This is a genomic window from Euzebya rosea (genome assembly GCF_003073135.1).
Lineage (GTDB): Bacteria > Actinomycetota > Nitriliruptoria > Euzebyales > Euzebyaceae > Euzebya > Euzebya rosea.
In genome coordinates this window covers 104342-118532 of sequence record NZ_PGDQ01000013.1, presented here as the reverse complement: position 1 = coordinate 118532, position 14191 = coordinate 104342, and the positions used below count along the sequence as shown (strand labels likewise).

At 71.9% G+C, this 14191-nt stretch carries 10 protein-coding genes; 2 read left to right on the top strand and 8 right to left on the bottom strand.

The window, feature by feature from the left end; genetic code table 11:
- Positions 1–43: 43 nt before the first annotated feature.
- From CUC05_RS17375 to CUC05_RS17360, 4 genes are all read right to left on the bottom strand, one after another.
- Positions 44–2275 (bottom strand): hybrid sensor histidine kinase/response regulator, encoded by a 2232-nt coding sequence (locus tag CUC05_RS17375; protein ID WP_108667396.1) that lies wholly within the window; start codon positions 2273–2275, stop codon positions 44–46.
- Between the two features lie 2 nt (positions 2276–2277).
- On the bottom strand, positions 2278–2868 hold the full coding sequence (locus CUC05_RS17370) for a putative pterin-binding protein (protein WP_108667395.1): 591 nt from the start codon (positions 2866–2868) through the stop codon (positions 2278–2280).
- A gap of 106 nt (positions 2869–2974) precedes the next feature.
- A complete protein-coding gene (locus CUC05_RS17365; RefSeq protein ID WP_157965696.1) occupies positions 2975–4219 on the bottom strand; it encodes a signal peptidase I in 1245 nt (414 codons plus the stop codon).
- A 78-nt stretch (positions 4220–4297) separates the two neighbouring features.
- A complete protein-coding gene (locus CUC05_RS17360; protein WP_108667393.1) occupies positions 4298–4984 on the bottom strand; it encodes a TasA family protein in 687 nt (228 codons plus the stop codon).
- A 202-nt stretch (positions 4985–5186) separates the two neighbouring features.
- On the opposite strand from CUC05_RS17360, the gene CUC05_RS17355 reads away from it, so the two are divergent.
- Positions 5187–7145: a glycerophosphodiester phosphodiesterase family protein gene (locus tag CUC05_RS17355; RefSeq protein ID WP_108667392.1), complete on the top strand. Its 1959-nt coding sequence runs from the start codon at positions 5187–5189 to the stop codon at positions 7143–7145.
- 30 nt (positions 7146–7175) lie between these two features.
- Positions 7176–7763, top strand: a complete 588-nt coding sequence (locus tag CUC05_RS17350) for a GNAT family N-acetyltransferase (RefSeq protein ID WP_108667391.1) — start codon at positions 7176–7178, stop codon at positions 7761–7763.
- On the opposite strand, the gene CUC05_RS17345 is transcribed toward CUC05_RS17350, so the two are convergent.
- The 4 genes from CUC05_RS17345 to ykgO form a co-directional block, all read right to left on the bottom strand.
- On the bottom strand, positions 7764–9818 hold the full coding sequence (locus CUC05_RS17345) for a S9 family peptidase (protein ID WP_108667390.1): 2055 nt from the start codon (positions 9816–9818) through the stop codon (positions 7764–7766).
- On the bottom strand, positions 9815–11113 hold the full coding sequence (locus CUC05_RS17340) for an NAD(P)/FAD-dependent oxidoreductase (RefSeq protein ID WP_205712402.1): 1299 nt from the start codon (positions 11111–11113) through the stop codon (positions 9815–9817). The genes CUC05_RS17345 and CUC05_RS17340 overlap by 4 nt, the downstream gene beginning before the upstream one ends.
- 31 nt (positions 11114–11144) lie before the next feature.
- Positions 11145–13895 carry a phosphoenolpyruvate carboxylase gene (locus CUC05_RS17335; protein WP_108667389.1) on the bottom strand — a complete coding sequence of 917 codons (2751 nt, stop codon included), beginning with the start codon at positions 13893–13895 and terminating at the stop codon, positions 11145–11147.
- Between the two features lie 147 nt (positions 13896–14042).
- A complete protein-coding gene (gene ykgO / locus CUC05_RS17330; protein WP_108667388.1) occupies positions 14043–14189 on the bottom strand; it encodes a type B 50S ribosomal protein L36 in 147 nt (48 codons plus the stop codon).
- Positions 14190–14191 lie beyond the last annotated feature (2 nt).

The following is a 14191-nucleotide window of genomic DNA, read 5'->3' as shown; positions in this document are numbered from 1 at the left end:
GCGGGGGGCCTCAAGCCCATGCGGACGGATCCTCAAGATCACCTCACGACTGGGTGGCTCCCACCGCACGCAGGGTCGTGGCCAGGTCGCCGAGGCGGACCGGCTTGGCCACGTAGTCGTCCATGTCCGCGGCGAGGAGTCGTTCGCGGTCGCCGGGCATGGCGTTGGCCGTCATCGCCACGATCGTGGGCTGCCGGGCCGCCGGCAGCTCCTGCCGGATGTGCCGTGCTGCGGTCGGCCCGTCCATGACCGGCATGTGCACGTCCATGAGCACCACGTCGTAGTCGCAACGGTGGACCGCCTCGAGGGCGGCCTGTCCGTTGTCGGCCACGTCGGCGGTCAACCCGAGCCGGTCCAGCATGTGGAACGCCACCATCTGGTTGACCGGATCGTCCTCGACCAGCAGCACCCTGAGGTCGGCTGACGGCGGGGCGTCCACCTCGGCGGTCGACGCCAGTCCCGGCGACGCGTCCCGGCCGACGGGGAGGTCCAGCTGGATCACGACCTCGGTCCCCGTCCCCGGGGTGCTTTCGACGTCGATCCGACCGCCCATGAGCGCCACCAGGTCGTTGCTGATGGCCAGCCCGAGGCCGGTGCCGCCGTACCTCCTCGTCGTCGAGGCATCGGCCTGGCTGAAGGGCAGGAAGAGCCGATCGACCTGGTCCGCGGGGATGCCGATCCCGGTGTCGACCACCCGGATCCGCACGGGGACGGTGGCCTCGTCCGGGGCGTGGTCGACGATGTCGACGTGCACGGCGACGTGTCCCTCGTCGGTGAACTTCACCGCGTTGCCGACGATGTTGACCAGCACCTGGCGAAGCCGGGTCGGGTCGCCCTCCAGGGTCGTCGGGACGTCGTCGGCCACCGTGCTGGTCACCCGGATGTCCTTGGCTGTGGCGTTCGCACGGGCCAGCTCGACGGTCTGCTCGACGAGCTCCTGCGGACTGAACGGCCGGCGTTCGAGCTCGACCGCATCGAACCCCAGGGCCGACCAGCTGAGGATGTCGTTGATGACGTCGAGCAGCAGCCGGCCCGACGACGCGGCGGTCGTGACGTACTCGCGTTGCTGGTCGTCGAGCGGGGTGCCCTGCAGCAGCGAGGTCAGGCCGATGACGGCGTTCAGCGGCGTGCGGATCTCGTGGCTCATCGTCGCGAGGAAGCTGGACTTGGCCGTGGCGACCTCCTCCGCGACCTCCTTCGCCCGTTCCAGGCGGCGCTGTGCCTCGCGGTCGGCGGTGATGTCGGACTCCACGGCGATGAAGTTGACGAGCGTCCCGTGGTCATCGGTGACCGGCTGGACCTCGATGCGGACCCAGTAGGGCACCCCGTCGGCGGAGTAGTTGACGACCTCGCAGGTGAACGCCTCTCCCGCGGACACGTGACGGGCCATGCGGGCCACCGTGTCCGGGTCGGTCTCGGGGCCCTGCAGCACGTCCCCCGGACGTCGGCCGACGATGGCCTCTGCGGGATAGCCGGTCGACTCGACGAACGCGTCGTTGACCCAGGTGGTGACGCCGTCGGCGTCGGTGATGACCACCATGGCGTTGGTGTGGCTGGCCACGGCGGACAGGATGCGCATCTCGTCGTTGAGCTCCGACATCAGCTGGGCCGTCCGAGCCCGTTGCCGGTCGAAGCGGACGAAGCCGAGGCCAGCGAGGCCAGCACCGGCCAGCAACAGCACCACGCTGACGCCACCACCGACGAGGACCCCTCGGGTCCTGCCCAGCACCTCCGACGTCGCGGTGTTGGCCTCCACGGCGTTGAAGCGACGGTTGATCTCCGCTTCGCTGACCAGCCGGTTGAAGCCCAGCTCGATCTCGTCGATCAGCGCCCTGAGCTCGGCCCGTGCGGTGGGGCTCCCGTCGACTGCCCCGTCGAGCAGGGGTTCGGCCCGGGAGGTCCAGATGAGGCCGAGCGTGCCGGACTGGGCCAGCAGCTCCGGGCTGCCGAGGGTGTTGATCTGATAGGACAGCCCCGCCTCCCTGATCCGTTGGGTCACCAGGTCTGCGTGGAACCGGACCAGCTCTCGGTCCGGGTTCCCCGAGGCGATCAGCGCGTCCAGGCGGAGCAGCTCGCGCTGGGTCTGGCTCAGTACGCGGACGTTGCCGTTGACGATGGGGTCAACCGCGCCGAGCTGCCCCGACAGCGCGCTGTTCTGCTCCAGCAACGCCACACCGACGAAGCCGATGCTGATCAGCAGGCCGGCGACGACCGCGGCGAACGCTCGTCCGTAGAGCCGGGGCGCGCGCTCGGGGCTGGATCTCGGGCCGTGCATGGTCAGCGGACGTCGATGGAGGCCAGCTGCCAGATCCACCGGGGGTCGTGGATGGTGGGGCTGAGGTCGTGGCTGTCGTAGGGGTACACGAGACGGGTCGGGCCGTAGTTGGACACGGGCATGCGGTCCTCGTCGGACATCGTGGCGACCATCACCGGCGACGCCTCTGCGTCGGCGACGGGGACGTCGACCACGTAGTCGTTGAGGGCGGTCATCTCCAGGACCTCGGCATCCTCCGCGATCCCGGCCGCGGCGAGCAGGTCGCTGAGCAGGACCCCGGTGAACATCACACGGCGTCCCTCCGCTTGGTCGTCGTCGACCTCGTAGCTCACCAGTCCGAGCGACTCGAGCGTGTCCATGTCGAGGGCCAGGACGCCGTCGACGTTGGTGGTCGTGATGGCGCCGGTGATGGTCAGCACGACATCGCCGGTCGGTGCGGGGATCGCCTCCCCGGGTCCGATGGCGGCCTCGGTGATCCGCTCGTAGCCCCGGTCCGCCACGGGGTCGGGGTCGGTTGCGGTCGTGCACGCCGTCGCCAGGATGCACAGGGCGATCGTGATGGCGGCCAGCGCCGTGGGTCGTGTGGTCGTCATGTCGTCCTCCTCGATGGGGTCGGGAGCCCGGTGCTCCCCCGTCGAGGAGGACGGTAGGCAGGGGTCCTCACGGCCCCGTCCCCGTTTCCTCAAGACAACCTCAAGATCACTGCGGGTCCCTGCACTTGCCCGGGGCCTGGGCGCCGGGCGGCAGGTTCTTGCACGGATCGGGCGCCGGCTCGAGGGTCGGCTCGGGCGCTGGCGTCGGGGTCGGCTCCGGCGTCGGGGTCGGCTCCGGCGTCGGCTCCGGCGTCGGTTCCGGCGTGGGCTCCGGCGTCGGCTCCGGCGTGGGCTCCGGCGTCGGCTCCGGGGTCGGGTCCGGCGTCGGCCCGGGCAGGGGGACGTCAGTCGGCAGGGGGTCCGGCTCACAGGTGTCCAGCAACGAGGCCGCGTTGGTGAAGTCGGAGGTCCATCCCTCGCTGACGGCACGCACGACCCAGGTGATCGAGGTGCCGAGCAGGGTGTCCACGAGCACGTCGTCGTGCGACGCAGCGTCGGGGCCCACCGTGGCGACCAGCACCGCGCTGCCGTCGAGGGGGCGACGCCACACCTCCTGGCCGACGAGGCCCATGCCGGATGACGGCGTCCACGTCAGCCGGACGGCGGTGGGGGCGTCGACCTCGCAGAGCAGCTGGGCACGCAGGTCCGACGGCGGGCTGACCGATGTCGTGCCCACGGTCGTCCCTCCGTCGGTCCGATCGGTGAAGGCGGCGCTGCCGGGCCGCAGTCCGCCGGCGACACCGACGATGCCCACCGACAGCACCGCGAGGACGGCGAGGCCGGGTCCCACGGCCGGGCGTCGTCGCGTCGACGGCGCCGCCGCCACGGGCTCGGCCGGGGCCTCCTCCCCGGCAGGCGCCCAGATCCTGCGCATGCCGACGAGCACGAGGAGCCCCACGATCGCGCCCAGGACGAGCAGCCGGACCTGCCGATGCTGCAGCCAGAGGACGGCGTGGCCGATCGTCGGGATGCGTCCCGTCGCCTGCCACAGCTCGGGGCCGTCCAGGCGAGCAGTCCACGGGTCGGGGTGCTCGTTGGCGTCACCCTTCGTGCGCACCACCGGCCGTTCGCCGACGTCGAGGACCTCGACCACGCGGTGCAGGGTCAGCGCGGCCTCGGGCGTGGGCGGGTGGAAGGCGATGACGTCGCCGACCCGGAGGTCGGCCGCGTCGAGGGGGGTCAGGACGCTGACGTCCCCTGCCTCGACGTATCCCGACATGCTGCCCGACAGCACGGGCACGAAGCGATGTGTGCCGAGCATCTGCAGCACGACGACGCCGGCGAGGACGACGACGCTGGCGAGCAGCATCAGCTGGGTCGGGCGAACACGGATTCGGGTGGCTCGGGACACGTGGGACCTCCGGATTGGCCGGGTCGGGGAAGGGGTGCACGCGGGGCCGGACGTCCGTGTCCGGCCCCGCGCTCCTGGCTACCGGCGCTCGGCGGTCCGCTGGACGGCGTCGAACACGTAGTCCACGGTCGTGGTCTGGCCCTGGAACTCGTTGCCGGCCGTCTCCGGCAGGACCAGCTCGATGGCCAGGTGTGCGGTCTCCCCCGCGGTGATGGCGGCGGTGGCCGAGAGGTCCATGTCGGTGCCGATGACGGGGCGCGGGCTGACGAGCGTGCTGGTGGCACCAGCGCAGGAGTACGCGAAGCCGTTCTCGACGCTGCGTTCCGTCCACGGGATCGAGCAGCCACGGACGGTCATCTGCAGGCCGTCGGCGGTGTCGGTGTCCAGCAGGGAGGAGCGAGAGGCCGACGTGGTCAGCGTCAGCTGCGAGAGGTCCAGCGTGCCGCTGTTGATGACGTCGACTGCACGTTCGACGATGTCCCCGGGCGCGATGTTGGCGGCGTCCATGGACAGGCGGTTGGCGGCGGTGCCGTCCGCGCCGAGGTCCAGCACGACGGTGCCGGAGGCGACCGACGTGGTGCCGGCGGTCGAGGCGGTGAACATGGCCGACGCGCCGGCGCCGAACAGCATCAGTGCGAGGACCAGCAGGAGGCCGCTCAGCAGGATGCGCTCACGACGCTGGCGGACGGCGGCGGGGTGCGCGGCGGACGGGCTGACGGTGGACGAGCGGGCGGTGGACGAGGGAGCGGTGGACGAGGGGGTCATGGGGTGTCTCCTTGGGGTCTGTGGTGTGTGACATCACGCACTGTGCGGTCGGCTCCTCACGGGTCACCGCCCGTCACCTCTCGACCACCTCAAGCTCCTCCGTGGATCGCCTCCAGCCATGTCGCGGTGATCACCCGGCCGTCGCCGTCCGGCCACTCGCCGTCCTCCCTCGTGTCATCCGCGTCCCCCACGGTCCCGCGGCATGTCCCTTCGCGCCCTCGCCTTCCTGCTCGCCCTGCTCGCGTCGTCCGTTCCGACGGCAGCCCTCGCCCAGGACGGCGAGCCGGTCGGCGCCGTCAGCGTCCTCGCCCACCGTGGCGCCAGCGCCTACGCCCCCGAGCACACCTTCTTCGCCTACGACCTGGCGGTCGAGCAGGACACCGACTTCCTCGAGTGCGACCTGCAGATGACCAGCGACGGGGTCCTGGTCTGCGTGCACGACTCGACGGTGGACCGGACCTCCGACGGCTCGGGCGACGTCGAGCAGCTGACGCTGGCCGAGCTCCGCCAGCTCGACTGGGGCAGCTGGTTCGAGGCGAGCGACCCGGCCGTCGGCGCACGGTTCGCCGGCGCGCAGGTCGTCCCCTTCGAGGAGCAGCTGGACTGCTACGCCGCGGTCAACCCTCGGCTGCGCTTCCACATCGAGACCAAGTCGCCCGACTCGTTGGGCGGGGCGATGGAGGAGGAGCTGGTCCGCGTCCTCGACGCCCGGGGGTTGGTCCCCGCCGAGGCCCCCTCCCCGCAGGCCGACCTCGCGATCGTGCAGTCCTTCAGCCGTCGGAGCCTGGAGATCGTGAAGGACCTGGAGCCCCGCCTGGCCACCGCGCTGCTGTTCGCGGCGCCGGACCAGGCCAACGTGACGCTGCTCGAGGCCCTGACCGGCCAGATGCCCGCCGTCGCCGACGTGATGGCGCCCAACGCCGCGTTCCTGACCGCCCATCCCCTGTACGTCGATGCGGTGCACGCCAACGGGGGAGAGGTCCACACCTGGACCGTCGACGACGCCGCACGGATGGACCGGCTGCTGGCCATGGGCGTGGACGGGATCTTCACCAACCGTCCCGACGTCGCCCGTGGACGGATCGACGCAGGGGGCAGCGCCGTCCCTGCGGACGTCCGAGGCAACCCGTCGGTGGTCGATCCGCTCTGCCCCGGCACCGCCGGGACGATCGAGCGCGATGCGGTCAGCGAGGCGCTGCGCTTCGCCGGCCTGGCGTTCTCCGCGTCCGGTCCTGCGGTCGTGGCCGAGCGCGGGGCCTTCGCCTACGCCCCCGACGTGCTGCTGGCCCGTGACGACGTGTTCGCCGATGCGCTCGGTGCGGGCGCCGCGCAGGGGTTGCTGCAGGCGCCGCTGCTGCTGACCGACGGCGACGTGCTCGACGGTCGGGTGCGGGCCGAGCTGGTCCGGCTGGGTGCCGAGCGCGTCCACCTGCTCGGCGGCGAGGCGGCGGTGTCACCTGCGGTCGAGCAGGCGCTGGTCGACCTGGGCTACGCGGTGTCACGGCTGGCGGGCGAGGAGCGGATCGCCACTGCACTCGCCGTCGCCGACGCCGCGATCGCCGCAGCGGCCGCTGCCGGCACCGAGGTGACGACCGCGGTGATCGCCAGGGCGGACGGCCCCGGCACGGCGGCCTTCGTCGACGCCCTCGGGGCCGGGGCGCTCGGCGTGTCCATTGACGCGCCGGTCCTGCTGACGGCGACCGACGGCCTGTCGCCGGCGACCGCCGCGTGGCTGGAGGCCAGCACCCTCACCGACGTGGTCGTCGCCGGGGGCGAGTCGGCCGTGTCCGCGGTGGTGGAGGCGGATCTCCGCGCGCTCGGACTGGGCGTGACTCGCGCCGGGGGCCCGACCCGCTTCGAGACGGCCGTGGAGCTGGCACGCGCCGCGGGCCACGAGTCCGGCGCCGATGTCGACACCATCGTGCTTGTCGACGGCACCGCCCCCGACGGCTGGACGGCCGGGTTCACGGCCACATCACAGGCCATGGGTCGCGACGCGGTGGTCCTGCCGGTCGCCGGAGAGTCGGTTCCGACCCCGGTGGCCGAGTGGCTGGGCGACGGCACGGGCGAGGTCGTCTGTGCGCTGGCCGTCGACGTGGGGGCGTGCCCGGACCACCTGCCGCTACGTGGGTCGAGCGTGGGGGAACATCCTGCGGGTTGACCTGTCCGGTGGTTGCTAGCGTCCATCCACATGACCACGTTCTTCCCGCCCGAGCGCTTGGAAACCGACCGGTTCGTGATTCGCTGCTGGATGCCGGGCGATGGTCCTGCCCTGCGGGATGCAAGCCTGGCGTCGTACGAGCACCTGCGGCCCTGGTTGTCCTGGGCCGTGCGGGAAGAACCCGAGGACGTCAACGAGGAGCGCGTCCGTCGGTTCCGGGCCAGGTGGCTGCTGAACGAGGACTACGTGCTGTCGATCTGGGACCCCGAGGGGGCCCGGGTGCTGGGCGGCTCGGGGTTCCACCTCCGGGACGGGTTCGGCTGGCAGGACGGGGTGGCCGAGATCGGCATGTGGATCAGCGGCGACGCCGCCGGTCGGGGCCTCGGCACCGACGTGCTGCGCGCCCTGCTCGGCTGGGGGTTCGACGCCTGGGGATGGGAGCGCCTGGAATGGCGCTGCGACGTCCGCAACGTTGCGTCGCGACGGGTGGCGGAGAAGGCCGGCATGCTGCTGGAGGGCACGTTGCGGGGCGAACCGGCACAGGTCGGCGAAGGACGCCGTGACACGCTGGTGTTCGGCCTCACCCGGGACGCCGTCGCGGCCGGGGAGGACCGCTGATCAGCTCGAGCTGATCACGCCGGTCGTCGACAGCAGGAACGCCAGGGTGCGGGCTTCGTCGCGCCACGCCTCGTAGCGACCCGAGGGACCGCCGTGGCCCGCTCCCATCTCGGTCTTCATCACGATGGGTCGCGTGCCGGTGTGCACCTCGCGCAGGCGGGCCACCCACTTGGCCGGCTCGTGGTAGCTGACCCGCGGATCGTTCAGGCCGGCCGTCACGTAGATCGCCGGGTAGTCGGCGGCGACGGTGTTGTCGTAGGGCGAGTAGCTCAGCATGTAGCTGGCGTACGGCTCCTCGCGCGGGTCGCCCCACTCCTCCCACTCCGTGACCGTCAGCGGCAGCGTCGGGTCCGACATGGTCGTCACGATGTCGACGAACGGCACGTCGGCCACGGCGCTGGCGAAGCGCTCGGGCCGCATCGTGATGCAGGCGCCGACGAGCAGGCCACCGGCGGATCCCCCACGGATCGCCAGCCGGTCGGGGGCCGACCAGCCCGTCTCGACCAGGTGGTCGGCGGCGGCGAGGGTGTCGGTGAACGTGTTGCGCTTGGCCAGCAGCTTGCCGTCGAGGTACCAGCGGCGGCCGCCCTCCCCTCCTCCCCTGGGGTGGACCAGCGCGTAGGTCATGCCACGGTCGAGCAGCGACAGTCGCGCGACGCTGAAGGACGGCGGGATGGAGTGCTCGTAGCTGCCGTATCCGTACAGCAGGCAGGCAGCCGATCCGTCGACGGGGGTGTCGACGTGGCGGACGACGTCGACGGGCACGCGGGTGCCGTCCTCGGCGGTCGCCCAGATGCGCTCGGCGGTGTAGTCGCCGAGGTCGACGTTGGGGGTCGGGTGCTGCTTGACCAGGGTCTGCTCGCCCGTGCGCACGTCGATGTCGACGATCCGGTGCGGGTCGACCATGGACTGCATGCCGACCCGGAGGACGTCGGTGTCCCAGGTGCGGTTGCCGGCGAAGCCGATGGAGTGGGGGGCATCCAGGCCCGGGAGGACCCGTCGGGTGCCGTCGCGGAACAGCAGCCGCATGCGCGGCTGGGCGTCGTGCCACTCGTGGATGACCAGGTGGCCGGCGAACGGGGCGACACCCGTGATGCGCGTGCCGGGCTGGTGGGGCTCGAGCTCGGTCCACTCGCCCGGGGCGTCGTGCGGGGCGGTCATGACCCGGAAGTCCTCGGCGTCGAGGTTGGTGTGGACGACCAGCGTGTCGTCCCAGTCGTCGACGTCGTACTCCACGCCGGTCTCGCGGGCGCGGACGAGGACCGGTTCGGCGGTCGGGTCGTCGGCGGGCAGCAGCCAGGACTCCGAGGTGATCTTGGACTGGCTGGAGATGATGATCCAGCCCTCCGACAGGGTCGTGCCGACCCCGACGAAGAAGCGCTCGTCGTCGTCGGTGTAGACCTCGAGGTCGTCGGCCTGCGGCGTGCCCATCCGGTGCCGCATCACCCGGTAGGGGCGCTCGGTGGCGTCGGGCAGCATGTAGAGGAACCAGCTGCCGTCGGCGGACCATGCCGACGCGCCTGACTTGGTGCCCTCGAGCACGTCGTCGATGTCGGTGCCGCTGGCGACGTCCCGGAACCGGACGGTGTAGCGCTCGGACCCGTCGGTGTCGGCCGACCACGCGGCGAGCGTGTGGTCGGGGCTGACGTTGAGCATGCCGAGGGAGAAGAAGTCGTGGCCATCCGCCTCGACGTTGGTGTCCAGCACCAGCTGCTCGCCGGCGGTCTCGGCGCTGCGGCCACGGGTGTGGATGGAGTACGCCTTCCCCTCCTCCGTGCGGCGCTGGTACCACCAGTCACCGTCGCGGACCGGCGGGGAGTCGTCGGTCTCCTGCACCCGGGAGCGGATCTCCTCGTAGATCGCCTCGATCGTCTCGCCGTGCGGGGCGAACCAGCTGTCGGCGAAGGCGTTCTCGGCCTCGAGGTAGCCGACCGTGTCGGGGTCCTCGCGGTCGCGGAGCCAGGCGTAGTGGTCCCGGGCCTCGCCGGTCGGACGGTCCCAGGTGTGGGGGACGCGCTTGGCGGCGGGGACTGCTGCGGGCTGGTTGCCGGTCATGCGGCGGGCACCGCGCGGGACAGGGTGTTGATGACGACGTCGGTCACGTTGCGGTTCTTCTCGTTGACCAGGTGCGCCATGGTCCGGAAGACGAAGTCCATCAGCCGCCGCTTGGGCATGCCGTACTGGGTGGCGATCTTCATCACGGTCGGGTCGGCCATGACGGTCAGGAAGACCCGACCGAGCTGGAAGTAGCCACCCCAGGCCCGCTTGAGCTCCGCGGGGTAGGCCAGCAGCGCGTCGTCGCGGCGGGTGCGCAGCGCGTCGTCGATGGCGCGGGCGGCCATCTCGGCGGCCTCGATGGCGTAGGAGATGCCCTCGCCGTTGAACGGGTTGACCATGCCGCCGGAGTCACCGACCAGCACCGCGCCCTTCCAGACGTGGGGGTGGCGGTTGTGGCCCATCGGCAGGCCGGCGCCCTTCGGCTTGCCGACCATGGTCTCCGGCGTCATCCCCCACTCCTCGGGGAAGCCGCTGACCCAGTCGTTGAGGACCTTGCGGTAGCTGGTCGTCTGGAAGTGCTTGGAGGTCGAGATCAGCCCCCAGCCCACGTTCACGAGCCCGTCGTCGAGGGGGAAGATCCAGCCGTAGCCGGGGAGGAGCTCGTCACCCTTCTTCAGCTCGAGGAAGCCCTCCATGTGGTCCATCGTGGAGCGGGGCGAGCGGTAGTACGCGCGGATCGCCGCACCCATCGGGCGGGACTCGTCGCGGTGCAGGCCCATCTCGATGGCCAGACGGGACGAGCCCCCGTCGGCCAGCACGACGGTGCGGGCACGGATGGCACCGGTGGTGCCGTCGGCCCGTTCGTAGGCGACCCCGGCGATGCGGTCCTCGCGCCCGTCGATCCACAGCGGGGCGACGGCCTTGGTCTCCTCCCACAGGTGGGCGCCGGCGTTGGCGGCGTTCTTGGCCAGCGTGTGGTCGAACAGCGCGCGGGTGGCGGTGATGGAGTGGGTCGGGAAGTCGTCGGTCTCGGGCCACGGCATGTTCCAGGTGACCCCGCCGCCGTACATCCGCAGTCCGGACTGGCGGGCCCAGCCGTCGGGGGTGCCCTCGGCCTCCTCCTCCAGGCCCAGCAGCTTCATGGCGTGGACCGCCCGCGGGGTCAGCCCGTCGCCGCAGACCTTGTCGCGCGGGAAGGCGTCCTTCTCCAGCAGGACGACGTCGTGACCCGCGCGGGCCAGGAAGTACGCGGCGGCCGAACCGCCGGGGCCGGCGCCCACGACGACGACGTCGGCCGTGTCGGTGGGGCTGGTGGGAAGGGGGGCGGCAGGGGAGTCCATCGCAGAGGCCATCGCCATCCGAGGCTACCCACCCCCGCCGCGGTCAGCCGGTGTTCTGGAGGGCGGCGGCGATGCCGTTCATCGTGAGCATGACGACCCGCTGGTCGTCCTCGGTGGCGTCGGTGCGGCGGGAGTGGCGCAGCCAGCGCTGCTGGACCGCCCCGAGCACGTCGAGGTAGGGGTTGCGCAGCGCCGTCGCCTGGGCCAGCGTCGGCCGGCGCTTCAGCAGCTGTCGCTGGCCGGTGATCTGCAGCACCAGCTCGGTGGTGCGGTCCAGCTCGTCCATGATCCGCTCGGTCAGGTCGGGACGGCCCCCGGCGTCCAGCAGCACGCGTGCCGCGGTCGCGTCGGCCTTCACCAGGCTCATCTCGGCGTTCTCCATCAGGTTGGCGAAGAACGGCCAGCGACGGTTCAGGTCCTGCAGCTCGGCCAGCCCCCGGGCGTCCACCCCTGCCTGCAGTCCGGTGCCGAGGCCGTACCAGCCGGGTGCGTTGATGCGTGCCTGGGCCCAGGCGAACGTCCACGGGATCGCCCGCAACGACGACAGGCCGTTGCCCGTCTTCCGCTTGGAGGGCCTGGAGCCGATCTGGAGGGCGCCGATCTCGTCGATGGGCGTGACGGTGCGGAAGAAGTCGGGGAACCCGTCGGCGCCGACGAGCTCGCGCCACGCCTCCTCGCTGGCCTTGGCCATCGTGGCCACCAGGTCGGCCTCGTCGTCCATCACGGTGTCGGGCTGGGTGGTCAGGTCGTCGAGCTCGGCGCGCATGGTGGCGCTGGTGACCTGCTCGAGGTGGCGCACGGCCAGCGCGCGCTTGCCGTAGCGCTGGTTGATGACCTCGCCCTGCTCGGTGACCTTGAAGCGGCCGGCCACCGCACCGCGTGGCTGGGCCAGCACCGCGCGGTTGGTGGGTCCGCCACCACGACCGAGGGCACCTCCGCGGCCGTGGAACAACGTGAGCTCGACGCCGGCGTCGGCAGCCCAGGCCACGAGGCCACGCTGCGCACGGTGCAGGGCCACGTTGGCGGCGAGGAAGCCGGCGTCCTTGGCCGAGTCGGAGTAGCCGAGCATGACCTCGAGGTGGGTGGTCCCGGGCTGCTCGGCGAGCCACTCCTCCAGCACCGCCGGCGCGGCGTCGAGGTCGGCGCGGGTCTCGAACAGCGGGACGATCTGGACGTCGAGGCCGGCGATCGCGGTCAGGGCCTTGACCCGCAGCAGGTCGACCAGCGAGGTGGTGAAGGAGATGACCCACCGCTCGCAGGCGCGACGGCCGAACCGCGCCTGGATCTCCGCGACCGTCCGCATCGTCGGCAGCACGTCGCCGGCTGGGTCCGCAGCAGCGACCTCACCGGCGGACCGGTCGGTCGGCGACAGGTCGCGGTGCGGGGCGGAGGCGACCGCGACGGGGTGGGGCGGCGACGGCCATGTCAGGTCGTCGGGCAGCGGAGGCGGGTCGGCCACGACGGCGCGCAGGGCGTCGGCATCGTCCGGGTCGATGCCCAGCCTCCGCAGCGCCTCGGCGTGCACGTCGGTGTGCTGGCGGACCTCCAGGGAGGCCAGGTGGAACCCGAAGGTGTCGGCCTGCCAGATCAGGTGCTGCAGTTCACCGTGTGCCAGCCGGGCGGCGTTGCCCCGGACGAGGGAGTCGCGGACCAGCCGCAGGTCGGCGGTGTACTCCTCGGGACTCGTGTAGGCCATGTCGTCGTCGACGCCACGCCCGGTACGGGTGGCGGCAAGCCGTTCGGCCGCCATGCTCAGCATCCGACGGTGGGGGGACCGGGCCGCACGCATGATCTGGGCGGTGGCGCAGGTCGGGAAGCGCTGGTCGAGGTCGGCCAGCACCTCCACCAGCTCGGGTGAGGGTGGGGTGACCTCCTCGGTGGCGCTCAGGGTCCGGGCGATGCGCGTCGTGGCGTTCTCCAGGCCGCGCAGCACGCGGTCGGCCATCAACGCGGCGGTCTCGGCGGTGACGGTGGAGGTCACCCGGGGGTTGCCGTCGCGGTCGCCGCCGACCCACGAGCCGAAGGTCAGGAACGGCGGCACCTCGGGCTCGGCGACCCCGCTGGCGTCACCGTGCATGGCCCGCTCGACCGAGCGGTACACCTCCGGCACCACCCGGAAGACCGTCGCGTCGAAGACGGCCATCAGCTTGCGGACCTCGTCGACCGGGGTCGGGCGGCTGGAGCGGACCTGGGCGGTGCGCCACAGGATCGCGATCTCCTCGAGGAGTCGCCGGGTGATGTCGGCCTGCTGCCCGTGGCCGAGCATGTCGGTGTCGCCGCGGGACAGCTCGGCGTCGATGCGACGCAGGCTGTCGACCACGGCGCGCCGACGGGCCTCGGTGGGGTGGGCGGTCCAGACCGGGTGCACCTCGAGCTTGGCGAGCACGCCGGCCAGCAGGTCCGGGGCGTCGTCGTCGGCGGGCTGGGCCCGGCGGATCGCGGCGATGCTGGCCGCCGGGGAGTCCTCCACCGGGGTGACCCCGTCGTCGCGACGGCGCAGCTCGCGGATCCGTACCCGCTGCTCGGCCAGGTTGGTCAGCTGGAAGAAGATCGTGAACGCCTTGGCGACGTCCTCGGCCGTCTCGACGTCGAGCTCGGCGACCAGCTCGTCGATCGGTGACCGGTCGGCCCCGTCGCGGCGCGCGGCCACGGCGGCACGGCGCAGGTCCTCGACCAGCTGGTAGGTCCGTTCACCGGCTTCTTCGGCGATCACCCGGCCGAGCAGGCGGCCGAGGTGGCGGATCTCGCCGCGAAGGCGTTCGGGCAGGTCGACGGAGGGGGTTCGTTGTTCCACACGACGAACCTAACGGCAGCGAGCCCCCATGTGAACACCGACCGGGTGAGAAACGGGACGTCGACCCCTGCGAGCGGGTCCCGCGGGGGGCAAGAACGACGAACGCCACCCCGCGGGGTGGCGTCGACTCGATCCCTTGGGGGTCGCCTAGTAGCGCTTCTTCTTGGCGCCGCCCTGGCGGACCTTGAAGCGGGGGTTGGTCTTGTTGATCACGTAGATACGGCCCTTGCGCTTCACGACCTGGCAGTCGGGGTGGCGCTTCTTGAGCGTGCCGATGGAGTTGACGACCTTCATGG